Here is a 21,417-nt window from a genome sequence, read left to right as displayed (position 1 = left end):
GTCAATGCTTTTCGCTTTGCCGAAATCGTTGCAACCGCTAGTCCGATTGAACGTTTGGGGTTATCCAGCCCGGCCTGTCGGACAAGTTCTCCGATCGATATAGATCCGTAATGGAACCAGAGATTGCGTAGCGCACCCCCGTGAAACTACTTACCGCCACAGATCGCTACATTGCCCGGCTCGTCTTCGTGCCGATGGTTGCCGTGTTCGTGCTTGCCGCGTCGCTGCTCATTCTCGACAAGATGCTCAAGCTGTTCGACTTCGTGGCGACAGAGGGCGGTCCTGTCAGCGTCGTCTTCAAGATGCTGGCAAACCTCCTACCGGAATATGCCAGCCTGGCTATTCCGCTTGGCCTGATGCTCGGCATTCTCTTCGCCTTCCGTAAGCTGGCGGTGAGCTCCGAGCTTGACGTGATGCGCGCCGTTGGCCTGTCCTATACCCGGTTGCTGCGCGTGCCGTATCTGTTCGCCTTGGCGCTGGGTGCGCTCAACCTGCTGATCGTCAGCTACATCCAGCCGCTCTCGCGCTATTATTACGAGGAACTGCAGTTCGAACTGCGCTCGGGCGCGCTCGGCGCATCCATCAAGGTCGGGGAGTTCAACTCCCTCCAGGATCGTACCGCACTGCGTGTCGATTCGAGCCGCGACGAGGGGCGTGACCTGCGCGGCATCTTCGCCCGGATCCAGACCGGGAACGGCGACGTCATGGTGATCTCGGCGCGCGAAGGGCGCTTTTTCGCCAACCGCGAAAGCCCGGACACGATCATCCTGCGCCTTACCGATGGACAGATCGTGCAGGACGGTCCGAAGATCGCCTCGCCGCGCGTACTCACGTTCGCCAGTCACGATCTGCCGATCGACCTTCCCAAGATCGAACAGTTCCGCCAGCGCGGTGATGCCGACCAGGAGTACTTCCTGCCCGAATTGCTCAAGATCGGATGGAACAGCAACTACTCAGAGGACATCCGCAACCAGTCCAAGGCCAGCCTCAACTATCGCCTTGTCGAGGTGGTTATGATGTTCCTGCTGCCCCTGCTGGCCGTTGCGCTGGCCGTTCCGCCCAAGCGTTCGACATCGGCGCTGGGCGTGTTCCTGTCGATCGTGATGGTCGTCGCCTATCACAAGGTGAACCAGTATGGGCAGGACGTCGCCAGTCTCGGCCGCATCGACCCGGTGCTGGCCCTGTGGGGGCCTTTCGTCCTGTTCGCTGCGCTGATCGTCTGGATGTACTGGCGCATCGCCTACGTGCCCGGTGGCCAGCCGATCGGCGCGCTTGAAACCGCCTTTGCCAAGCTTGCCCGCATCGTGCGCAAGCTTTTCCAGCGCAAGCGCCTGCGTGACGAGCCTGCGCCTGCAGATGATCAGGATGCTGTCCATGCAGCTTGAGTTCTTCCCCTCGCGCACCTTGGCCGCCTACATCGCCAAGATGTTCGCGGTGCGGATCGTTGCCGTGCTGCTGATGCTGGTGCTGGTCCTGCAGATGCTCGATCTGCTCAGCGAGAGCGGCAAGGTACTGGCCGTTCCGGGCAACGGGCAAGGTGATCTGATTACCTACGTTTCGTTGCGCATGCCCCAGCTTGTCAGCCGGTTCCTGCCCTATTCCGTCCTGCTCGCCACGATCATCACGCTGATGACGCTGAACCAGAACAGCGAGGTCATCGCCATGAAAGCCGCCGGATTGTCGGCTCATCAGGTTCTGGCCCCGCTCTTCCTCGTTGCCGGTTTGACCTCGGCTGTCACCTTCGCCTTCAACGAGCGGATCGTCACGCGATCGACTGCAACGCTCAAGGCTTGGCAGAACGTGAAGTACGGCCCGATCCCGACCGAGTCCGGGATCAAGACCAACGTCTGGCTTCAGGATGGACCCAACATCCTGTTCGCCCGATCCGTTGTCGGAGAGGGGCCTGAAATGCGCATGGAGGGTGTGGCGTGGTATCGCCGCGATCCGACCGGGATGGTGACCGAGATCGTGACCTCCCCGGCAGCATCCTATGCCAATCCCGGCTGGAAGTTTCGCGGCCCGGTCATGTTCGACGTGCAGAGCGCGCGCAAGAGCCCTGTTGGCAGCGACCAGACCTATGCCAAGTCTGTTGAACCCGTGCAGGTGACCATCAGCCGGGTCGACGCTGACACCGAATCCCTCACGCAGCTCAAGGGCTCGCTCTCTGCAATCCGTGAAGCGGGCTTCCGGACAACCGAACTCGAAGGCAAGTGGTGGCACAAACTTTCGGGTCCGTTGTCGGCTTTGCTGATGCCCTTGCTGGGCGCCGTGGCCGCATTTGGCCTTGCCCGCTCGGGCCAGCTGTTCATTCGTGCCGTCATCGGCATGGCACTGGGCTTTGCCTATTTCGTCCTCGACAACGCAGCGCTCGCCATGGGCAACTTCGGTGCCTACCCCCCGTTCCTGGCGGCATGGGCACCGTTTGTCCTGTTCTTCCTGATCGGCGAGACCGTCCTGATCCGCACCGAGGAATGATGTTTAATTAGATATTGCTAATTTGATGGATTTCTAATATAGGGCGTTATGACGCTCCCCACCATCACGCCCGCCCAAACCCAAGTGCTTATCAATGATGGCGCCCGGCTTATCGACATTCGTGACCCTGACGAGCATCGTCGTCAGAGCATTCCCGGCGCAAGCAACATGCCGCTGGCCTCGCTGCAGCCGCTGACCGGACAATCGCCGGTGATCTGGCACTGCCGCTCGGGCATGCGCACGGCGGGCAATGCAGCGGTGCTTGCCGAAAACTCAGGCTGTCCGGCCTACCTGCTTGAAGGCGGCATCGAAGCGTGGCGCGCAGCGGGGCTTCCGGTTCGAACGAACTCCAAGGCTCCGCTCGAGATGATGCGGCAGGTACAGATTGCCGCCGGACTGCTCGTCCTGACAGGGATCATCCTGTCACTGACGGTCGCCCCCGGCTTCATCGCTCTGGCCGGCTTTGTCGGCGCAGGCCTGACGTTTGCAGGCGTGACGGATGGTGCGGCATGGCCCGACTGCTCGCGCACATGCCCTGGAACCGCCGCGCCGCCTGAGCGAAGCGCGGCGGCGGCATCTCAGCGCGGCATCATGGTGCTGCGCGCAAGCCTTCCCACCAACGGCAGCAATCCGTTGTAATTGGCCTTGTGATAAGTCGATGCCGTACCGAGCTGGGCGGCAAGGCGCCGGTGCGCCTCGGCCAGCGAATGGTAGGGCATCGACGGCAGCAGGTGATGCAGGGCGTGATAGCGCAAGCCCACAGGTGCCCAAAGCGCCGCTATCGGTCCTGGTGGAGGAACGTTGACGGAATCGAGATACTGCCCGGTCACAGTCATCGCTTCGCCCTCGTTCTCCCACAGATGCGCAACCAGCGTACGGATCTGGTTGAGTAGCGCGGTGACCGACACGATCGCCAGACCGATCAGCAGCGGTCGCCATGAATGCGTCGCGCTCCACCAGACCAGAAACAGCGCCCAGGCCGACGCGCCCAGTTCCTGCCAGAAGACCTGCCGCGCAAATTCGCCCTCGGGCGGACGACGGCGAAATTCGGGATTGATCGAAAGCGCCGAGGCCCGCTCCCACACCAGCTTGCGCAGCGGCGGAATGACAGCGCCCAGTGGCACAAGCAAAGCCGAGCGGATCAGCAGGCCGATCGGTAGCAACAACGCGACCAGCGCAAATACCGGCAAAGACCAAGGCTTCATCAGCGCCAGCGGCAGGTACTCTGGATCATCAACGGTGCCATAGCGCGTTCGCGCGTGATGCAGCGTGTGCACGCCTTCGTACATGAGCGATGGCGTCAGCATCGGGATTCCGACCAGCAGATTCCAGCCCAGTCGAAAGCCAGGCAGCGCATTCTTGTGGATATGCGTCAGCTCATGGATGAACAGCAGGGCACGATAAAGCGCCAGCGCCGAGAGCACGCCGGCAATTCCGGCCGCAAGAGGGTTTTCGATAAGGATCGCAGCGGCCATCAAGCCATAGCCGATTGCCGCGGAACCGATCATGTCGGGCCAGTAAATGGCCGGTCGCGCAACCGAGATGTCGCGCGTCAGGTCGACCGCCGCGCGCAGCATCTCCTTGTCGTCAGGCGTTCCGGCCAGTCCGCGTGGCAGCGCAGGCGCTGCTGTCCGCGGAGCGGACACGCCCGGCTTGCCTTCGCCGACATTGTTATCAAGTGTATCAGACGCAATCATGCCGCAAATTCCAATAAGACCCGTAAGGTCACCTGCGGCCGGTCTGGTCCGGTCCGGGTGCCACGGCTTAACTATCAAGGCGCACCCCAACCGCGCCTCACGCTTGACAACTTGCCGTTTCGAACCGCAGTTCGCCGGCACACCCGCTTACCCGCAAACAAAGGCAAGATCGTGGCTCAGGGCGAAGTAATCATCACTCCCGTTTCCGGCAAGGCTGACCGAAAGGCCTTCGTCGACATTGTCTACCGGCTCAATCGCGCCGATCCGAGCTGGGTCCCACCGCTGCGGATGGAAGCCGAAGAGCTGATCACGCCGGGCAAGAACCCGTTCTTCGGCCACGCCGAAGTGCAGCTTTTTCTTGCCCGCGTAGCCGGAAAAGTGGTCGGCCGCATCTCGGCACACATCGACCGCCTCGCCATCGCGATGGACGCTGAGCAGGGCATGGGGCACGGCACCGGCAATTGGGGCCTGCTCGAGGCCGAGGACGAGACAGTGGCGCATGCGCTCATCGCGCAGGCAGAAAGCTGGTTGCGCGAGCAGGGCATGACCCGGTGCCTTGCGCCCCTGTCGATGTCGATCTGGGAAGAACCGGGCCAGCTCGTCTCTGGCTTCGATCATCCCCCGACCGTGATGATGGGTCATCAGCCCAAGCGCTATGACGACTATATCAACGCCGTCGGCTATGTCCCGGCAAAGCGGCTGCTGACCTACGATCTCGACATCACGAAGCCGTTCCCGCCCCTGATCCAGCGCATCGTGCAGTCGGGTGAGAAGAACGCAAAGATCCGTATCCGCGATGTCGACAAGTCAAAGTTCGCAAGCGAAGCTGCACTGATTCTCGACATCCTCAACGATGCCTGGTCGGACAACTGGGGCTTCGTCCCCTTCACCGACGAGGAAATCCAGTACGCCGGCAAGAAGTTCAAGCCGATCGTGCGCGAGGACCTGATCCGGATTGCCGAATATGAAGGCGAACCGGTGGCGTTCATGATGACCCTGCCCGATCTCAACGAAGTGCTGAAGCCGATGGGTGGCTCGCTCCTGCCATTCAACTGGGCCAAGCTCCTCCTGTGGCTTCGCAATCCGCAAGTCGGCACGGTCCGGGTCCCGCTGATGGGAGTGCGCAAGCGGCTGCAATCGTCACGGCTGGCCAGCCAACTTGCCTTCATGATGATCGAGACCATCCGCCACAATGCCGTTACCCGCTATGGTGCGACGCGCGGCGAGATCGGCTGGATCCTTGAAGACAATCAGGGAATGAACTCGATCGCCGAAGCCATCGGCTCCAAGGTCAACAAGGAATACATGATCTACGAAAAGCCGCTCTAGTCGCGGCGGCTTGCCGGGAAGCCGCAGGGGAACCTGCTGCGAAGTCTGTCCGTTTGCGCATGGTTGACGATAGGAGCTGCAAGTGCCGGAAAAGCCTGAGCGGACAAAGACCGGTGCAGTGCGCAAGTTGCGGTCACTCGGGAGCGCCCTTGTCGTTGAAGACGATGCGCTGGTTGCGATGGATATCGCCGAAGCGCTTGAGGAAGCGGGTGCCAGGAATGTGCTGACCGTGCCCAGCGTTGCCCAGGCGATGGCCGAGCTCGAAGCGCGTGTGCCCGATATCATGATTCTCGACGTTCATCTGGCCGACCGGGATGACGGGTGGGCTCTGGCAGAACTTGCCACCCAGCTCGCAGAAGCACGACCGCTCATCCTGTTCACGACGGCCGCGCCAGCGACTATACCGCCCTCGGCCGCCAGCCTTGGGCACGTCCTGCCCAAGCCGTTCCGCGCGCAGGACCTGGTTGCTCTGGTTCATCGCGAGCGTCAGCCAGGACTTCTCGGTCGTATCCGCAACGTCCTTTCCGGAAACTGACAGCAGCAATCCGCTCCTGTTCTGCAGGACGCCTGCCTTCGCCTGCGTGCTGCCGGAACGGCACCGATCTCCGTTCGCGGACAAAAAAAGGTCCCCGACGTTTCCATCGGGGACCTTTCGGGATCGTATCACCAGCCGCTTGGACGGGAGGGGGGGGTCTCGGCGGTGACAAGCTATAAACGAGCGTCTTCTGAACCGGTTCCCTAGCGACAAAACTTTTTTAAATTCTGTTTTTTCAGATACTTATATATAGGGCCGCAAAGAATTTGGCGATTGGTCGATCTTGGCGAAGCTTCTCGCAGCCTCCAGATCGGGAACCCGGATGCCGGTAAGCGTCCAGTCGACCAGTCCCATACGGCGCAGCGCCTGGATCGTGCGGTTGGTATGCACCAGCGAAAGCCCGAGCATGTCCGCGATCTGCCCCTGCGTCACGGTCAACGGCAAAAGGCCGTCACTGGCCACGCCGGATTCCATGCCCCGCTGAACGAGGAACACGGCAAGGGCAGTCATGCGCTCGCGAGCATTGCGTTGCCCGAGCGAGACGATGTGTTCCTCGAGCGCAGCCTCCTCGTGTGCAGCCATCCATGTGAGGTCGAACGAAAGCTGCGGTTGCTGTGCGGCGAGATCGAAGAAGCGCTCGCGGTTGAACATGCACAGCACTGCGCCGGTCAGCGCCTCCACGGTATGGGTCATCTCACCGTCGAGCGCCGCCTGCAGACCGATGAAGTCGCCGGGAAACATGAAATTGATGATCTGCCGCCGCCCGTCTTCAAGCAGGCGCGTACGCATCAGCACACCAGACAGGATGGTGTAGAGATGCCTTGGCCGCGTTCCTTGCGAGAATACCAGATCGCCCCGCAGGAACCGCGCCTCGCCCTGACGGAACGCAGAGATCCACTGCAGAAGTTCTGGTGCGGGCTGCTTCAGCCCCTCACAGTCCGCCAGCGGGCAACTCGCACAGCGAAGCCCCCCGTTCAGTACGACCTGCGGCGCGTCAGCCAGACTGCGCCCTTGGCCTGCGTCATCGTCCCTTGCCATCTATTCCCCTCGTGTCGATCCATCAAGCACGCACCCCGGCGCAGGTGCTATGTCATATGACAGGGTTGGCGCAGCGATTGTAGCCTAGACGGCAACCGCCGGGCGTGGGGCCTGCGAGGAAATTGCGTGGACATCTATGATTCCGATGCACCACTTGTACTGGTTGTCGAAGACGGCCTGCTGGTGGCGATGGCGATCGAGGACGCACTGGCCGAGCGTGGACTGCAGGTTGTAGTCGCATCCACGCTCGAGGCAGCCGATCGGGTGCTCACGCAGCGCATGCCCGACGTTGCCCTGCTCGATCTGCAATTGCCCGATGGCCTGACGCTGAACCTGGCAAGCGTGCTCCACGGCGCTGGCTGCAAGGTCGCGCTGTGTTCGGGGCTCGATTCCGGTGCCGTGCCGGAAAGCCACAGCTTTGCGCTTCAGTTCCAAAAGCCCACTTCGCCGGACCTTCTTGCCGACTGGGTCGTTACAGTCCTTGCCCACCCCGAAGAAACCGCTTGTTCCCGGTCGGGAACCGGATGATTATGTCGCGCGTTTGAGCGCGTGTTACTTACCGGGAAGGGGTACGAATGTCTCTGGGTGCCAAGGTTGCCAATCAACTCCCATATCTGCGTCGCTATGCGCGCGCCCTGACAGGAAGTCAGGCCGCGGGCGATTCCTTTGTTCGTGCTACCCTTGAAGCTGCGCTTGCCGATGATGATCTTCGCGCAACGATCGGCGAGGGCCGTCCGCAGCTCTATCATGCATTCAACCGCGTCTGGGCGACTGCTTTCGTCGATACTGCTGATCGCTCGTCATCGGGGATCGGCCTGCACGAAGCTGCCGCTCAGGAACGTCTTGCGGCCATGACGCCGGCGAACCGCCAGGCTCTTCTGCTGACCACGCTGGAAGATTTCAGCATCGACGAAACGGCCTATATCATGGGCCGTGATCCGTCGGATGTCGAATTGCTGGTTCAGGATGCGATTGCCGAGATTGACGGGGAATCCGCCACCTCGGTCCTTATCATCGAGGACGAACCGCTGATCTCCATGCAGCTTGAGGATCTCGTGCGCTCGCTGGGCCATGACGTGTGCGGCATGGCTGCCACGCGGACCCAGGCGCTCGAAATCGTCGCACGCGAACAGCCCGGTCTGGTTCTTGCCGACATCCAGCTCGCCGATGGCAGCTCGGGTCTCGACGCCGTGGACGATATCCTCAAGATCGGTTCCGTTCCGGTAATCTTCATCACCGCCTACCCCGAACGCCTCCTGACCGGCGATCGGCCTGAGCCGACCTACCTGATCACCAAGCCGTTCCAGGAACAGACGGTTCGTACCGCGATCAGCCAGGCGCTCTTCTTCGGATCGAGCCGTCCTCTCTGACGTTCCGACAATGAGATAAAGGGCTGATGCGGTTTGACCGCGTCGGCCTTTTTTATGCCGGGTGCAAATCACGCCTGGAACCGGGCCCACATAGCAAGCGGGTTCGGCGTTCGCATCACTCGTTCGGTCAGCGGCCCTCGCGGATCGCGAAGTTGCCACGCCGGCGCACCGGGATCATCAGGACGCAACGCACGCCTTCGGGTTCGAACTTCAGTTCGACCGGGTGGCGCAGTTCGTGCGCAACGATCTTCTCTATGAGTTCGGTGCCGAAACCCCGCTTGCGCTGAAGTGTGGGACTGATTGCGGGGCCGCCGCGCTCTACCCACTCAATCCGCGCCACGTCTTCGCCAGCCATCGCCCAGTGAACGGTAACCCGACCGTCTTCGACGCTCAGCGCGCCATACTTGGCAGCGTTGGTGGCAAGTTCATGAATGGCAAGTCCGAGGGAAAGCGCGTCGTTCGGCGCCAGTTCCACATCAGGACCTTCGATATCGAGGTGTCGGTTCGTGTCTTGCGCATAAGGTGCAAGCTCGGCCCTGATGACCAGCGCGACCGGAGTCGTGCCCCAGTCGGACTGCGTCAGCAGGTCGTGGGTTGCCGACAGCGCGCGGATGCGTCCCTCCAGGCTGTCGGCGAATTCGCCAAGCGAGGTTGCGCGTCGGCGCGTAAGCGAAATGATCGAAAGCACGTTTGCCAGCGTGTTCTTGACGCGGTGGTTCAGTTCGCGGGTCAATGAATTGCGGATCGAGGACTGCTGCTCGAACCAGGCAAGAGCGATGCGGTCCTCCACGGCCTGCTGGGTCAGCAGACGGGCCAGGACAAGCAGAAGTGTCGCGCCGAGCAGGCCGAAAAGCAAGGTCATGACCGACATAATCGACAGCATCGGAGATGCAGGTCCGGTGACCTCGATCGTGAAGCGATGCCCGCTGATATCGATCGGCCGCTTCACCACACGCCCGGACCGGACTTCAGGTGCAACCGTCGCCAACACCGATCGCCCCACGCCATCTTCATCAAGCAGGCGCACGCCAGATCCCAGCAACTGCTCGCTACGGATCGAACTCTGCAAGAACTGCTGAGCATTGAAGGGCGAGAATACGAAACCCCGCAACCTGCTACTGTCCGCCGGTCCCGAAAGAGAAAATACCGGCATGTAGACAAGGAAGCCGGACTTGCCGGCGGCACGCCCTTCCTGTTGCAGTACGACGCGCCCTGTTGCAGTAGGCTGCCCGGTGCGCTCTGCCGATTTCATTGCGGCACGCCTGACCGGCTCGGACGACATGTCGTAGCCAATGGCACGACGATTGCGCTCCGAATCCGGCTCCAGGTACATCACCGGAACCACAAAAGCCTTGTCGCCTTCGGCTTGCGGGTAGACCTTGAAATCCTCGCTGCCCCCTGCCCGCATGATTGCTTCGACAGTAGCCACGTCGCCACGCCGGACGCGCATCGCCCAGCCGATGCCATCGGAACCGACAAACCGGCCATCAAGCTGAAGCTGGCGGATGAAAGTGCGAAACAGCGGTCCCTCGACCATCTGCTGCGTGGCGAAGAGTGCCGCGCTCGAACGAAGATAGGCTGCATTGGCATTGGCCCGACGCTCGATGCCCGAAGCCACGGTCTGGGCAACCTGGGCAACCTGGCCGGACTGGCGCTGGTCTTCGGCGCGCTCGATGGCAAAGACGCTTAACACCGTTACCGCCATCGTCATGCCGAAGATACCGACAGGCACTCCTCGCGGGAACCGCTCGTACCAGCGCGGCCCCAGCTTCTTCTGTGCGAGAAGCTTCTCCATTACGCGTCAGAACCCTTCCAACATTGACCCCGGCATGCCCCAATCGACCAAGGCGCCAGCGTTCGAATTGCACACGTGCACATCGCCTTCCGAACCCTGGCCAGGTACTGACATCGCCAACGCCCCATTTCCGCGATCCCTGCATCAAAGGGACCCGCGCCACAATCTGTGACGAAGTTTGCGATATCGATCCCGCAAGTGGGAACCGACAGCCCACCATATCGTTCCACAGCGAAAGCACCAATGCGCAGGTTGACGGCTGAGCCTTTTTGGCAAAGCTGTGGAGCACGGCGCCTGGTTTGTTGTATGCGCATCTGCCGCGCCCTTGCGGTCGTATTTTTTGGATTATCCCTGGAGGGGGAGGCGTTGTCAGAGCGAATGTCGAAAGAAAAACCGATGAATCCGGGTCAACAGCGGCGTAAGAGTGCAAAGGCGCGCCCGCCCGAATGGGCGGACGGTCTGAAGCGCCTCTATGATTCAGTCCTTGACGAGCCCCTGCCCGACACCTTTGCGCAGTTGCTCGACAAGCTGGACGACCAGTCACATGGCTGAGGCCGAGCAAGGCGCGCCGAACGAAGACAAATCGCCTCGTCCGGCCAGTGATCCAATCGCTTTCAAGCGCGATTTGACCGGTGTGATCCCACACCTGCGCGCATTCGCGCGTGGCTTGTGCGGCCGTCCCGATCTGGCGGACGACCTTGTGCAGGAGACCTTGCTGAAGGCCTGGGCTGCGCAGGAGCGGTTCGAGCCCGGCACCTCGATGCGAGCCTGGACCTTCGTGATCCTGCGCAACGCCTATCTTACAGATATGCGCCGGAACCGCTTCCGTGCCGACTATGACGAGACCGTAGCCGAGCGCATCCTCGTCGCGCCGGCTGCGCAGGAAGGTCCGATGCACCTGTCAGACATGCATCGCGCACTGCTGACGCTTCCGCCTGAGCGCCGCGAAGCTCTTCTGCTCGTGGGTGCGGGCGGCTTCAGCTACGAAGAGGCTGCAACGATTTGCGGTTGTGCCGTCGGCACGATCAAGAGCCGGGTCGGTCGCGCTCGTGCGGCCCTCTCGCAGATGATAGAGAACGGCCAGATCCCTCGGCGCAGCACCGAGGACGCGGTTGCGCACGCTGCGATCATGGGCGAACTTGAAAGCACTGTCCAAGGCACCTCGCGCGGCTGATTGTTGCATCTTTCGTCCCGCGCACACTCCAACGCGTGCACGGGACAAATTTTCGGTCAGAGGCTCGTAGCGGTCTTGCCACGTGACAGGTCCGGGTGGATGAACAGGCTCCTCGCTTGACGGACCTTCACGTGACAGACATGCAGCCCACGATGGCGAAGACGCCCGAGATCATTCACCCCGCAGAGCACGACGGTTTCGTCGACCGTCGCGCGCGTCTGCAGTCCGCTATCGTTCTGCTGCTGGGCTTGGGCCTGTTTCTTGCCCTGCCTTTCGTGCTCTCGATCGGTTCGGTGGTGTTTCTACCGCCGGTCACAGCGATCATCTTCACGATCGTGCTCTCACCGCTTGCCGATCGGCTGACCCGCATCGGTCTGCCCAACACGCTCGCCTCCTTCATCGCCATCCTCGCACTGATCGCAGTGGTGCTGGTCGCCCTGCTCCTGATCCTGCAACCCGCGTTCGTGATGGTCGATCAGGTGCCAACGCTCGTCCGCACCGTCACGCTTCGCTTTGCCGAACTGCGCGGAAACCTGTCGTGGATCGCCGATGTCAACCGTCAGCTCGCGCGCATCACCGGGCATTCCGCCTCGCGCGAGGTCGTGGTCGCCAGCCCTTCGGTGATCGAGCAGGTCGCCTTTGCAACGCCCAGCGTCATCCTCGAAACGCTGCTCACCTTGCTGATGACCTTCTTCATGATCGAATCGCGCATTCGCATGAAGCGCCGCATCCTGCTCGATCGCCAGTCGTTCGGAGCTTCGGTGCGGCTCGCCCGTGTGCTGCGCGATGTGCAGGAGCGGGTCGCCAGCTACATCCTCACAGTCGCTCAGGTGAACTTCGGCGTCGGCGTGATCGTGGCACTTGGCGCATGGAGCTTCGGCCTGACCGCACCGGTAATGTGGGGCGGCCTTGCCTTCGTGCTCAACTTCCTGCCCTATCTCGGCCCGCTCATGATGATGGGCCTGCTTGCCCTGGTCGGCCTCGGCACCGCTTCGACGGTGGCCATCGGCCTTCTGCCGGTCCTTGCCTATCTCGCGCTTCATGCAGTGGAATCGAACGTCGTCACGCCGTCGATCCTCGGTGCAAGGTTCACTGTGAACCCAGTCGCGATCCTGCTCGCGATCAGCTATTTTTCGTGGATATGGGGTGTTCTGGGCGCCCTGCTGTCAGTGCCGATCCTGCTGACGATCGCCGCCCTGCTCGACCATATCGGCCGCCCCAACCTTGTGGGTTTTCTCTTCGGAGAACCCCTGTTCGAACCGGCCCGTCTTGCCGGCCTCGATGAACTCGGCACGGAAGACGGGCAGGACGAAGCGGCAAATCAGCCCGGATAGGTCCAGGTACCGTCACGACCGAAATTCTCGGCCGCAAATTCCCAGTTCAGGTGCTTCTCGATCACCGCCTTGAGATACTCGGGGCGCAGGTTCTTGTGGTCGAGATAGTAGGCGTGCTCCCACAGGTCGATCACCAGCAACGGCTTGGCATCGCCGGTGGCGAAAGTCGCGGCATCGTGCGTCTGCTCGACCGCCAGCTTGTCCCCGCGCGCGACCAGCCAGACCCAACCCGAAGCGAAGTGCGCGGCGCCCTGTGCGCTGAGTTCCTCGCGCAGACGGTCGATGGAACCGAAGCTGCCCTCGATGGCAGCGGCCAGGTCGCCGGTCGGCTCGCTGGTGGCGGGCGTCAGGCTGTTCCAGTAGAACGCGTGGTTCCAGCTCTGCGCAGAATTGTTGAACAGGCCCTTGTCGCCCTTGCTCTCGGCCGCGGCGATGATGTCCTCAAGGCTCGCATCGGCCAGATCACCGCCCTCGATCGCCGCATTGGTCTTGTCGACATAGGCCTTGTGATGCTTGCCATGGTGCGTCTGCAGCGTGGTGGCCGAAATTGCCGGCTCCAGAGCGGTATCGGCATAGGGAAGCGGGGGAAGAGTAATTGCCATGGTGTTCTTGCGTCCTTGCTTTGCGGGCTGCGCGCAACTTTGCGTCGCAGACCAACGCACAAGGTAGGCATTGGTTGCGTCAGGACGTCAGCGGTTGCGGTTGAATTTATCGAAACGGCAATTGCACTTAACGCGCATGGTCTCCGTGTGCACGATCAACCGTGGCGGTTACTGCCACGTCCATCGTCACGTTGCCGAGCGTTCGCATCAGATCAGGCAACACTTCCACGGCCACCAGTAAGGCCAGCGGCTCGACCGGCAGACCCATCGCAATCGAGATCGGCCCGATCGAGGTCACGAAGCTGATCGCACCGGGCAGGCTGACCGCACCCAGGGTTGTAAGCGTCGCCACCACGAAGCCCGCAAACAGCATCGACGGGGTCAACGCGATGCCGAACCAGTGGGCGACATAGATCGCCACCGCAAGGTTCATCGCCGGCCCGGTTGCGCGGAACAAGGCCACCGCGAGCGGCATGACGAGGTCCGACGTCTGGTCCCTAACGCCCAGCTTGCGGCACACCGTCAGCATCGCCGGCAAGGTCGCCAGCGAAGATTGCGTTGACAATGCCAGTGCCTGTGCGGGCAGGACCGCGCGGGCGAACTCGCCCAACCCGCGCCGCGCGCCGAACACCGCCACGGCATAGGCGGCAAGGAAGATCACCGTCCCGGCCGAGGTCACCACCACGACGTAATGCGCCAGCGCGCCGATTGCCGAGGTGCCGCTCTGTGCCGCCACCGCCAGGCTCAGGCAGAACACCCCGATGGGCGCTGCCAGCAGGACCCAGCCGATCACCACCAGCATCGCGTTGGAAATCGCTTCGAAGAAGGTGGTGAGCGAGCGGCGCTGTCCGTCGGCAAGGCGCGTCGCTGCCAGCGCGAATACGGCGGTGAACAGGATTACCGGCAGGATCTGGTCTGCCGCAGCCGATTGCAGGACATTGGTCGGAACCAGTGATTGCAGGAAGGCACCAAAACCCGGAACCGTAGCCTTGTCGTGAATCTGCGCCACGCTGGCGCGCAACGCCTCGGCGGCCGCCGTCGGCATCGGGAAGACCGAAAGGATTGCCGGAACCAGCAACGCGGCCATGGCGCTGCCGCCGGCCAGGATCGCGAAGAACAGCAGCAGCGCCCTGCGCGCCAGCGCTCCTGCACGCGCTGCCGCCACTGTCTGCGCAATGCCCGTGAACAGCAGGGAGACCACCAGCGGCACGATCGTCGCACGCAAGGCATTGAGCCACAGCGTGCCGATCGGCTGCGCCACGACCAGTACCGGGTCGAGCATTGCGGGATCGATGAAGGCAAGCGCCAGCCCGAGGCCAAGGCCCCCGACCAGCGCGGCAAAAATCCAGCCGGCCCGGATCGTGGGAATGGGTGGCTGCGAGATGGACGAATTTTCAGAAGGCGGTAAGGTCATCTTGAGACAACATTAGCTAGGTTGCACGGCAAGGCAACGCAGGGCGCCCGGAAAAGGGTGCGGACAACAAAAGGACACGCCGTTTCATGGCACGCAAGTTCTTCGGCACCGACGGTATCCGGGGCCGGACCAACGCCGGAGTGATGACCGCCGCCACCGCAATGAAGGTGGGCCAGGCTGCCGGCACATATTTCCAGCGCGGAGATCATCGACATCGGGTCGTGATCGGCAAGGACACCCGCCTGTCGGGCTACATGATGGAAAGCGCGATGGTAGCGGGGTTCACGTCGGTCGGCATGGACGTGGTGCTGCTTGGTCCCATGCCCACGCCAGCCGTCGCCATGCTCACCCGCTCGATGCGCGCGGATCTTGGCGTAATGATCTCGGCCAGCCACAATCCGTTCGAGGACAACGGCATCAAGCTGTTCGGCCCCGATGGCTTCAAGCTTTCCGATGATGCCGAACTGGCGATCGAGGCGATGCTGGAACAGGATCTTTCCCTTGCCGACGCTACCGAAGTGGGTCGCGCCCGCCGGATCGAGGATGCCCGTGGCCGCTATATCCATGCGGTGAAGGCCAGCCTGCCCGATAACGTCCGCCTCGATGGCCTGCGCATCGTGCTCGATTGTGCCAATGGCGCGGCCTATCATGTCACCCCATCGGCGCTGTGGGAACTCGGCGCCGAGGTGATTGCCATGGGCGTCGAACCCAATGGCAAGAACATCAATGCCGGGGTCGGCTCCACCCATCTCGATGCGATCAAGGCGAAGGTGCGCGAAGTGCGCGCCGATATCGGCATTGCCCTTGATGGAGATGCCGATCGCCTGATCGTGGTCGATGAAAAGAGCCAGACCGTCGACGGTGATCAGATCATGGCCCTGATCGGCAGCCAGCTTGCCGCGCGGGGCGAATTGCGCGGCGGCGGCGTCGTTGCCACGGTCATGTCGAACCTCGGGCTTGAACGCTGCCTCAACGGACAGGGCCTCACCCTCGAACGCACCACAGTGGGGGACCGCTACGTGCTCGAACGGATGCGCAGTGGCGGCTTCAATGTGGGTGGCGAACAGTCCGGCCACATGATCCTTACCGATCATGCCACCACCGGCGATGGCACCGTAGCCGCGCTCCAGGTGCTGGCGGCGATGGTTGCGGGGGGCAAGCCCGCCAGCGAACTGCTCCACCAGTTCGATCCCGTGCCGCAACTGCTCAAGAACGTGCGCTTCGCCGGCGGCAAGCCTCTGGACGACAAGACCGTGAAGGAGGCGATTGCCGATGCCGAAGCCCGGCTTTCGGGCAAGGGTCGTCTCGTCATCCGGCCCTCGGGCACCGAACCAGTGATCCGCGTCATGGCCGAAGGCGACGATGCTGGCGAAGTCGAAGCCGTGGTCGACCAGATCTGCAACGCCGTCAGGAAGGCCGCCTGATGCTGGAAATGCGGCCCGATTGCGAACGCTGCGGCACGGACCTTCCGGCCGAGGCGCCCGGCGCATTCATCTGCTCGTTCGAATGTACCTGGTGTGCGGAATGCGCCGAGGAGCTGGATGATCGCTGCCCCAATTGCGGCGGCGAACTGATGGACCGTCCGACGCGTTCGAAGGCGCTTCAGGCGAAGCACCCGCCCTCGACGGAGCGCAAGTTCAAGGGATGAGCCCTCCCCGCGTTCTGTCGATTGCAGGCTCGGATTCCGGCGGCGGTGCCGGGATTCAGGCTGACATCAAGACCATAACCATGCTTGGCGGCTATGCCATGACCGCCATCTGCGCCCTGACCGCGCAGGATACGACTGGCGTGCACAGTGTGCTTCCGGTCGATCCTGCGATGGTTGCGGCGCAGATCGATGCCTGCGTGAACGACCTTGGCGTCGATGCGGTGAAGATCGGCATGCTCGGCTCTCCCGAAATCGCAGCAGTGGTCGCAGGCCGGCTGGAAAGGCTCGAAGTACCGATTGTCTTCGATCCGGTGATGATCGCCACGAGCGGTGCAGCCCTTGCCGATGCCGCAACGATTGCCGCCTTCGAACGCCTCATGGCCCTCGCCACGCTGACGACGCCCAACGTCCCCGAACTCGCAGCGCTCGGTGGCGACGAAGCGATGCGGGAACGCGGCATTGCCTATATCGCCAAGGGCGGCGATGCGGATGGGCCGGACGTGATCGACCGGCTGGTCGTGCCCGGAAAGGCGGAGCGGGTGTGGACGGCACCCCGCATTTTCACGCGCCATACCCATGGCACCGGCTGCACAATGTCGAGCGCCATCGCGACGCTTCTTGCCAAAGGTGCTTCGCTGGAAGACGCGGTGCAACACGCGCGCGAATTCGTCCGTGCCGCCCTGCTCGATGCCCCCGGCTTCGGCAAGGGCCACGGCCCGCTCGGCCATCAGGCGGTGCGCTGATCCCAGTCCTCGCGGGTCAGCGCAAAATAGACGCTGTCGCACCATTCATCGCCAACCAGCCAGGTCCGCGCCGCGCGATGCGTTTCGAAAAGGCCCAGCCGCTGGAGCAGGTTGATCGAAGCCTTGTTGCGCGGATCGACGTCAGCCTGGATGCGCGGCAGGTTATGAATGGCAAAGCCGCGATCGATCACCGCGCCGACGGCTTCGCGGGCAAAGCCCTGCCCCCACACCGCGGGATCGAACATGTAACCGAGGTCGGGAAAGCGATAGAAGCCGGCCTTCCCGATTACCCTTCCGCCGTACTCGACGATGAAATCCTCGCCCTCCAGCGCAGGGATCGCCGCCATGTTGGCGAGCCATTCGGCCGTCACGTCCTCGCTGTCGTGTGGCGGCGTTGACCAGTAGGCCATCGCGCGCGGCTGGCGCATGATCGCGTGCATTGCCGCAAGGTCTTGCCCTGGGCGCACGGGACGCAATACCAGCCGCGCGGTCTGGATCATGGCTTCAGCAGTCGAGGTCGTAGAACTTGACGATATGCTCCCACGCTTCCTCGGCGGTCTCCACCGGCGTGAACAGGTCAAGATCCTCGAAGTTGATCACGCCTTCCTCGGCCAGTGCGCGGAAGTTGATCACGCGGTTCCAGTAATCGCCGCCGAACAGCAGGATCGGGATCGGCTTCATCTTGCCGGTCTGGATCAGCGTGAGCAGTTCGAAGAATTCATCGAACGTGCCAAACCCGCCGGGGAACACCGCCACCGCACGCGCGCGCAGCAGGAAGTGCATCTTCCTCAGCGCGAAGTAGTGGAACTGGAACGACAGGTGCGGCGTGACATAGCCATTGGGCGCCTGTTCGTGGGGCAGCACGATGTTGAGGCCGATCGATTCCGCGCCTGCATCTTCCGCTCCGCGATTGGCCGCTTCCATGATCGACGGCCCGCCGCCCGAACAGATCACGAACTGGCGCTTGCCGTCTTCGACAAGTCCGCACTTGCTGGCGACATAGGCAAGCTTGCGTGCCTCTTCGTAATATTTCGCCTTGGCGACGAGGCTTTCGATCACGGCCTTGCGTTCCGGCGTGGTCGCCGTGGCGAGCGCCGCTTCGGCCATGTCGGGCGACGGGATGCGCGCCGATCCATAGACCACCAGCGTCGATCCGATGCCTGCTTCGTCGAGCAGCATGTCGGGCTTGAGCAGTTCCAGCTGGAAGCGCACCGGACGCAGTTCCTCGCGCAGGAGGAAGTCCGTATCGCGGAATGCCAGCCGATAGGCCGGGTCCTGCTGCTGGGCGGTGGTCTTGGGATGGTTCTCGACAAAGCCCGCTTCCTGCTCGGCCTTGTAGAACTTGCGCTTGGTCAGCTCGTGCTGCTTTTCTTCTTCAGTCATGCCGCCATAGGTCGGGCCAACCAACGAAAAGCGCAAGGGTGCTTGTGGCCGACCGGCAGGAATGCCAGGGCCAAACCAATCCTTTCGCCAAGGGGTTTGCACCGGCACAAGGCAGGGGGTAGGTGAGCCATAGGTCGGGCATAGGTCAGAGGGGGGATCGGCCATGTTGGCGCGCAGTGGCATGATGGTTTTGGCAGCTTTGGCACTGGCAGCATGCGCTGGCCTGGTCGAAACCCGCACCGGTGCCGATGCAGCGTCTCTCCCACCCAAGATGCCGGTCGAAGTGGTGCTGGCAGGTGTGCCCGACGCGCTATCCTCTGCCACCCGCGCCGCAATCGGTGCAGCGCTTGCCGACCATGGTTTCACGCCTGCGCCAGAGGGCGCGGCCCGGCTTACCGTCGCCTTGGCCGAGCGGCCAGCCGCGATGGCCGTGATCGCTGCCGATGGCCGCGATATCTCCCCGGCAAAGCGGCAGCGCCTGTTGCAGGACTGCGCGGACCGCACGCAGCGCCTGCTGCTGGTGCTGGAAATGCCGGGTGCAGCGCCAGTGCGCGCCTGGGCGGAAGAGGCGCATTGTCACGGCACGCTTGCGCAGAGCGTTGCCCCGCTCGCCACGCAGGCCGTTGCCGCGCTCGCGGGCAAGGCCTTGCCCGTCCACGTGCGCAGCGGCCGCGACTGAGCGCGGTCAGCGCGCCGCTTCCTCCTCGGTCTGGGCCAGCGGCAAGGCCAGGCTGAACAGGGCGATGCCGTCTTCATCGTCCCGCCCGCTGCCGAGATACTCGTAGCCTGTCCGGCCGCCGTGACGCGCGGCCACCGTCTGCACGAAAGCAAGACCGAGACCGAGACTGGCAGTACCGTCGGCGTCACGTCCTTGCGCATAGAGCGCAAACGGTGCTGCAGCCCGGCCCGGCGGCATCGCCGGCCCGGTCCCGCTGACCGACAGCACCGCACAATCGTGTTGCTGTGAAACCCCGAAGGTCACGCCGCTGCTATCCTGCGGGGCGAATTTCACCGCGTTCTCCAGCAGGTTGATCGCGGCGCGCAGGATCATGCTGCGGTCACCCATCACCCAGATCTCGCCGTCCTCGCAACGGTCGGTCACCTTGAGACCCTTGGCGTGGGCGCGGGGCCAGACCATGTCCGCAGCCTCGCGCGCCACGTCGCACAGGTCCAGTGCCTCGGGCTCCATCACTCGCCGCCGCGCGCGGGCCAGTTGCACGAAATCGTCGGCCAGCTTCAGCGCATGGCGGGCGTGGAGATGGATTGCCTCGAGCATCGCTGCAGGAGGCGCGGTGCCGCTGCGCCCGGCCAGGTTCTCGGTCTCCAGCAGGGTCACGATGGCAGCGTTGGGCGAGCGTATATCGTGCGACAGGAACTGCAGGATATCGTCGCGTTCCTCGGCGATGCGCTGCAGTTCGGTAACGTCGGCATAGGACAGGATGCGCAACCGGCCGGGCAGTTCGGCTTCGGCGGCAAGATGGAAGTTTCCCGCCCCATCGCGAAGCAGCCCGTGCTCGGCATCGGGAACAGCGGACAGGCTCTCGGCAAGCAGCGCTGCGGGCTGGCCCACGATACCCGGCCCGAACAGCCCGATCGCGGCGCGATTGGCCAGCACGATGCGCCTTTCGCCGTCGATCACGCAGATTGCCGCCGGAAGGTGGTCGATCGCCTCGCTGACAAAGCGGCGCAGCGTGAGCAGTTGCTCGATCAGGTCTTCGAGGCGGCTGGCATCGCGCCCGACGAGGTCGCCACCGTGTGCCGGGCTTGTGCCCAGCATGAGCCCCGGCTCGTCCTCGAGCGAGCGCACCCGCGCCACGACGAAACGCCCGATGATAGTGAGCCGGCGCCATCCCCACAGCACATAGGCCGCCGCAAGGCCCAGCAATGCTCCGGAAGGCGCGAACCACAACTGGAAACCAGCGAGCAGGACAAGACATGCAGCCACCAGGGCAAGCGCCAAGCCAGCCGCCAGCCATGAGCTTGCCGATGGCGACAGACGCAGGAACCCGCCCATCAGCAGCAGCGCCGGAAGCATCGCCAGCCACGCCATGACAGGCGAGGGCAACGCGCGGACACCGGCCTGCGAGAGCAGGGTGTTGAGCATGTTGGCTTCAACCTCGACACCCGAAAGCAGCCCGCCGGCATGGGACGGCACCGGCTGCTGGCTGGCAAGCCCGGCGGCGGTTGCACCGACCAGCAGAAGCTTGCGGCGCACCGATGCGGCCGGCACTTCTCCCGATGCCAATGCTGCAAAGGAAATGCGGCGGAAGCGGCCGGGCTGGGCGTAGGCGATCAACTGGCCCGATTGCTGCGCGTCCCGCAAGCCGCCTGCTCGCGCAAGCTGCCGGTACAGCGGCACCAGCGCGCCCGGCGCGTCCGTTGTTGGCGGGATCCGGCGTACGACCCCGTCTTCATCTGCCGCCAGATCGACCGAACCCAGCCCTGCTGCGGCAGAAGAAAGCTGTGGCGTCGGCAGTTGCATCGCGCCACCTGCACTCTCGGAATGGCCGTTTATGGCCGCCAGATAGACATTGCCTGCCCGATGCAGACTTCGCGCCAAGGCCTCGTCCTGCGGCGACGGGTCCAGGAACAGCACGCTATAGCCCACCGCCAGGGGACGGTTGCGTGCCAGGACATCGAGCAGCCGGGCATGATCGTCGCGCGGCCACGGCCAGCGCCCGAGCGCCTCGAGACTCGCCTCGTCGATCTCGACGATCAGGATGCGCTCATCGACCGGCGGGGCGACCAGTTGCGAGGCAAGGTCGAACAGGCGGTCATCGAATTGGGCTATGCGATCGTTGCCAGTGCCGAACCAGGCGACGGCTGCCGCAATCAGCATGACCACGATCCATTCGCCATAAAGGCGGCGACGCAACATCG

Annotated in this window: 22 protein-coding genes; 14 read left to right on the top strand and 8 right to left on the bottom strand. The window is 63.2% G+C overall.

All coding sequences use genetic code 11. The annotated features are described in order from the left end of the window. Positions 1-140: 140 nt before the first annotated feature. From lptF to B9A23_RS13275, 3 genes are read left to right on the top strand one after another with little or no spacing between them, the layout of a single operon-like run. Positions 141-1,385 (top strand): LPS export ABC transporter permease LptF, encoded by a 1,245-nt coding sequence (gene lptF / locus B9A23_RS13285; protein ID WP_084279523.1) that lies wholly within the window; start codon positions 141-143, stop codon positions 1,383-1,385. After that, positions 1,375-2,475 (top strand): LPS export ABC transporter permease LptG, encoded by a 1,101-nt coding sequence (lptG, locus tag B9A23_RS13280; protein WP_084279591.1) that lies wholly within the window; start codon positions 1,375-1,377, stop codon positions 2,473-2,475. Before lptF ends, lptG begins: the two co-directional genes overlap by 11 nt. Before the next feature lie 48 nt (positions 2,476-2,523). Continuing rightward, entirely contained in the window at positions 2,524-3,114 is a 591-nt protein-coding gene (locus tag B9A23_RS13275) for a rhodanese-like domain-containing protein (protein WP_368655939.1), read from the top strand. Here the strand turns inward: B9A23_RS13275 and B9A23_RS13270 are convergent. Continuing rightward, a complete protein-coding gene (locus B9A23_RS13270; RefSeq protein ID WP_084279522.1) occupies positions 3,054-4,172 on the bottom strand; it encodes a fatty acid desaturase family protein in 1,119 nt (372 codons plus the stop codon). The genes B9A23_RS13275 and B9A23_RS13270 overlap by 61 nt on opposite strands. Positions 4,173-4,343: 171 nt before the next feature. Here B9A23_RS13270 and B9A23_RS13265 point away from each other — a divergent pair, with 171 nt between their 5' ends. Continuing rightward, positions 4,344-5,501: an N-acetyltransferase gene (locus B9A23_RS13265; RefSeq protein WP_084279521.1), complete on the top strand. Its 1,158-nt coding sequence runs from the start codon at positions 4,344-4,346 to the stop codon at positions 5,499-5,501. Between the two features lie 82 nt (positions 5,502-5,583). Then, on the top strand, positions 5,584-6,036 hold the full coding sequence (locus tag B9A23_RS13260; RefSeq protein ID WP_084279520.1) for a response regulator: 453 nt from the start codon (positions 5,584-5,586) through the stop codon (positions 6,034-6,036). Between the two features lie 243 nt (positions 6,037-6,279). Here B9A23_RS13260 and B9A23_RS13255 read toward each other — a convergent pair whose 3' ends face one another. Then, entirely contained in the window at positions 6,280-7,074 is a 795-nt protein-coding gene (locus B9A23_RS13255; RefSeq protein ID WP_084279519.1) for a Crp/Fnr family transcriptional regulator, read from the bottom strand. Between the two features lie 126 nt (positions 7,075-7,200). On the opposite strand from B9A23_RS13255, the gene B9A23_RS13250 reads away from it, so the two are divergent. Then, positions 7,201-7,602, top strand: coding sequence for a response regulator (locus B9A23_RS13250; protein ID WP_084279518.1), 402 nt, complete (start codon positions 7,201-7,203; stop codon positions 7,600-7,602). Between the two features lie 47 nt (positions 7,603-7,649). Next, a complete protein-coding gene (locus B9A23_RS13245; protein ID WP_084279517.1) occupies positions 7,650-8,444 on the top strand; it encodes a response regulator in 795 nt (264 codons plus the stop codon). Between the two features lie 127 nt (positions 8,445-8,571). Here B9A23_RS13245 and B9A23_RS13240 read toward each other — a convergent pair whose 3' ends face one another. Next, the gene (locus B9A23_RS13240) at positions 8,572-10,239 is read right to left on the bottom strand and encodes a CHASE domain-containing protein (RefSeq protein WP_084279516.1); all 1,668 of its coding nucleotides are present in this window, start codon (positions 10,237-10,239) and stop codon (positions 8,572-8,574) included. A gap of 306 nt (positions 10,240-10,545) precedes the next feature. On the opposite strand from B9A23_RS13240, the gene B9A23_RS13235 reads away from it, so the two are divergent. From B9A23_RS13235 to B9A23_RS13225, 3 genes are all read left to right on the top strand, one after another. Continuing rightward, positions 10,546-10,791 carry a NepR family anti-sigma factor gene (locus B9A23_RS13235; protein WP_084279515.1) on the top strand — a complete coding sequence of 82 codons (246 nt, stop codon included), beginning with the start codon at positions 10,546-10,548 and terminating at the stop codon, positions 10,789-10,791. Then, positions 10,784-11,413 carry a sigma-70 family RNA polymerase sigma factor gene (locus B9A23_RS13230; RefSeq protein WP_084279514.1) on the top strand — a complete coding sequence of 210 codons (630 nt, stop codon included), beginning with the start codon at positions 10,784-10,786 and terminating at the stop codon, positions 11,411-11,413. The genes B9A23_RS13235 and B9A23_RS13230 overlap by 8 nt, the downstream gene beginning before the upstream one ends. Positions 11,414-11,565: 152 nt before the next feature. Further along, complete coding sequence (locus B9A23_RS13225) at positions 11,566-12,747, top strand: AI-2E family transporter (protein WP_254895104.1); 1,182 nt, start codon at positions 11,566-11,568, stop codon at positions 12,745-12,747. Here the strand turns inward: B9A23_RS13225 and B9A23_RS13220 are convergent. Together B9A23_RS13220 and B9A23_RS13215 are read right to left on the bottom strand one after the other, a co-directional pair. Next, positions 12,735-13,349: a superoxide dismutase gene (locus B9A23_RS13220; protein ID WP_084279513.1), complete on the bottom strand. Its 615-nt coding sequence runs from the start codon at positions 13,347-13,349 to the stop codon at positions 12,735-12,737. The genes B9A23_RS13225 and B9A23_RS13220 overlap by 13 nt on opposite strands. 127 nt (positions 13,350-13,476) lie before the next feature. Then, a complete protein-coding gene (locus B9A23_RS13215; RefSeq protein ID WP_084279512.1) occupies positions 13,477-14,763 on the bottom strand; it encodes a dicarboxylate/amino acid:cation symporter in 1,287 nt (428 codons plus the stop codon). An 86-nt stretch (positions 14,764-14,849) separates the two neighbouring features. Between B9A23_RS13215 and glmM the strand changes: the two genes are divergently transcribed. Genes glmM through thiD form a run of 3 tightly spaced genes read left to right on the top strand, consistent with a single transcriptional unit; the run spans position 14,850 to position 17,154 of the window. After that, positions 14,850-16,187 carry a phosphoglucosamine mutase gene (gene glmM / locus B9A23_RS13210; RefSeq protein WP_084279511.1) on the top strand — a complete coding sequence of 446 codons (1,338 nt, stop codon included), beginning with the start codon at positions 14,850-14,852 and terminating at the stop codon, positions 16,185-16,187. Then, positions 16,187-16,411, top strand: coding sequence for a DUF1272 domain-containing protein (locus B9A23_RS13205; RefSeq protein ID WP_084279510.1), 225 nt, complete (start codon positions 16,187-16,189; stop codon positions 16,409-16,411). Before glmM ends, B9A23_RS13205 begins: the two co-directional genes overlap by 1 nt. Further along, on the top strand, positions 16,408-17,154 hold the full coding sequence (thiD, locus tag B9A23_RS13200; protein ID WP_084279509.1) for a bifunctional hydroxymethylpyrimidine kinase/phosphomethylpyrimidine kinase: 747 nt from the start codon (positions 16,408-16,410) through the stop codon (positions 17,152-17,154). The genes B9A23_RS13205 and thiD overlap by 4 nt, the downstream gene beginning before the upstream one ends. Here the strand turns inward: thiD and B9A23_RS13195 are convergent. Further along, entirely contained in the window at positions 17,139-17,654 is a 516-nt protein-coding gene (locus B9A23_RS13195; protein WP_084279508.1) for a GNAT family N-acetyltransferase, read from the bottom strand. The two genes, thiD and B9A23_RS13195, sit on opposite strands and share 16 nt — an antisense overlap. A 4-nt stretch (positions 17,655-17,658) precedes the next feature. Continuing rightward, positions 17,659-18,537 (bottom strand): LOG family protein, encoded by an 879-nt coding sequence (locus B9A23_RS13190; protein ID WP_084279589.1) that lies wholly within the window; start codon positions 18,535-18,537, stop codon positions 17,659-17,661. Between the two features lie 163 nt (positions 18,538-18,700). Between B9A23_RS13190 and B9A23_RS13185 the strand changes: the two genes are divergently transcribed. Continuing rightward, positions 18,701-19,216, top strand: a complete 516-nt coding sequence (locus B9A23_RS13185; RefSeq protein ID WP_139797455.1) for a hypothetical protein — start codon at positions 18,701-18,703, stop codon at positions 19,214-19,216. A 6-nt stretch (positions 19,217-19,222) separates the two neighbouring features. On the opposite strand, the gene B9A23_RS13180 is transcribed toward B9A23_RS13185, so the two are convergent. After that, positions 19,223-21,415, bottom strand: coding sequence for a CHASE2 domain-containing protein (locus B9A23_RS13180; RefSeq protein ID WP_084279506.1), 2,193 nt, complete (start codon positions 21,413-21,415; stop codon positions 19,223-19,225). Between the last annotated feature and the right edge of the window lie 2 nt (positions 21,416-21,417).

This window comes from Novosphingobium sp. B1 (assembly GCF_900176395.1).
GTDB lineage: Bacteria > Pseudomonadota > Alphaproteobacteria > Sphingomonadales > Sphingomonadaceae > Novosphingobium.
Note: the sequence above shows the minus strand (reverse complement) of the source record. Positions and strands in the feature narration are given on the sequence as shown.

Bases quoted from the DNA above. Each gene is read 5' to 3' on its own strand.
- lptG (WP_084279591.1), top strand. From the start codon at position 1,375: ATGCAGCTTGAGTTCTTCCCCTCGCGCACCTTGGCCGCCTACATCGCC.
- B9A23_RS13275 (WP_368655939.1), top strand. From the start codon at position 2,524: ATGACGCTCCCCACCATCACGCCCGCCCAAACCCAAGTGCTTATCAAT.
- B9A23_RS13270 (WP_084279522.1), bottom strand. From the start codon at position 4,172: ATGATTGCGTCTGATACACTTGATAACAATGTCGGCGAAGGCAAGCCG.
- B9A23_RS13255 (WP_084279519.1), bottom strand. From the start codon at position 7,074: ATGGCAAGGGACGATGACGCAGGCCAAGGGCGCAGTCTGGCTGACGCG.
- B9A23_RS13245 (WP_084279517.1), top strand. From the start codon at position 7,650: ATGTCTCTGGGTGCCAAGGTTGCCAATCAACTCCCATATCTGCGTCGC.
- B9A23_RS13240 (WP_084279516.1), bottom strand. From the start codon at position 10,239: ATGGAGAAGCTTCTCGCACAGAAGAAGCTGGGGCCGCGCTGGTACGAG.
- B9A23_RS13235 (WP_084279515.1), top strand. From the start codon at position 10,546: ATGCGCATCTGCCGCGCCCTTGCGGTCGTATTTTTTGGATTATCCCTG.
- B9A23_RS13230 (WP_084279514.1), top strand. From the start codon at position 10,784: ATGGCTGAGGCCGAGCAAGGCGCGCCGAACGAAGACAAATCGCCTCGT.
- B9A23_RS13225 (WP_254895104.1), top strand. From the start codon at position 11,566: ATGGCGAAGACGCCCGAGATCATTCACCCCGCAGAGCACGACGGTTTC.
- B9A23_RS13220 (WP_084279513.1), bottom strand. From the start codon at position 13,349: ATGGCAATTACTCTTCCCCCGCTTCCCTATGCCGATACCGCTCTGGAG.
- B9A23_RS13215 (WP_084279512.1), bottom strand. From the start codon at position 14,763: ATGACCTTACCGCCTTCTGAAAATTCGTCCATCTCGCAGCCACCCATT.
- glmM (WP_084279511.1), top strand. From the start codon at position 14,850: ATGGCACGCAAGTTCTTCGGCACCGACGGTATCCGGGGCCGGACCAAC.
- B9A23_RS13205 (WP_084279510.1), top strand. From the start codon at position 16,187: ATGCTGGAAATGCGGCCCGATTGCGAACGCTGCGGCACGGACCTTCCG.
- thiD (WP_084279509.1), top strand. From the start codon at position 16,408: ATGAGCCCTCCCCGCGTTCTGTCGATTGCAGGCTCGGATTCCGGCGGC.
- B9A23_RS13195 (WP_084279508.1), bottom strand. From the start codon at position 17,654: ATGATCCAGACCGCGCGGCTGGTATTGCGTCCCGTGCGCCCAGGGCAA.
- B9A23_RS13190 (WP_084279589.1), bottom strand. From the start codon at position 18,537: ATGACTGAAGAAGAAAAGCAGCACGAGCTGACCAAGCGCAAGTTCTAC.
- B9A23_RS13185 (WP_139797455.1), top strand. From the start codon at position 18,701: ATGTTGGCGCGCAGTGGCATGATGGTTTTGGCAGCTTTGGCACTGGCA.
- B9A23_RS13180 (WP_084279506.1), bottom strand. From the start codon at position 21,415: ATGTTGCGTCGCCGCCTTTATGGCGAATGGATCGTGGTCATGCTGATT.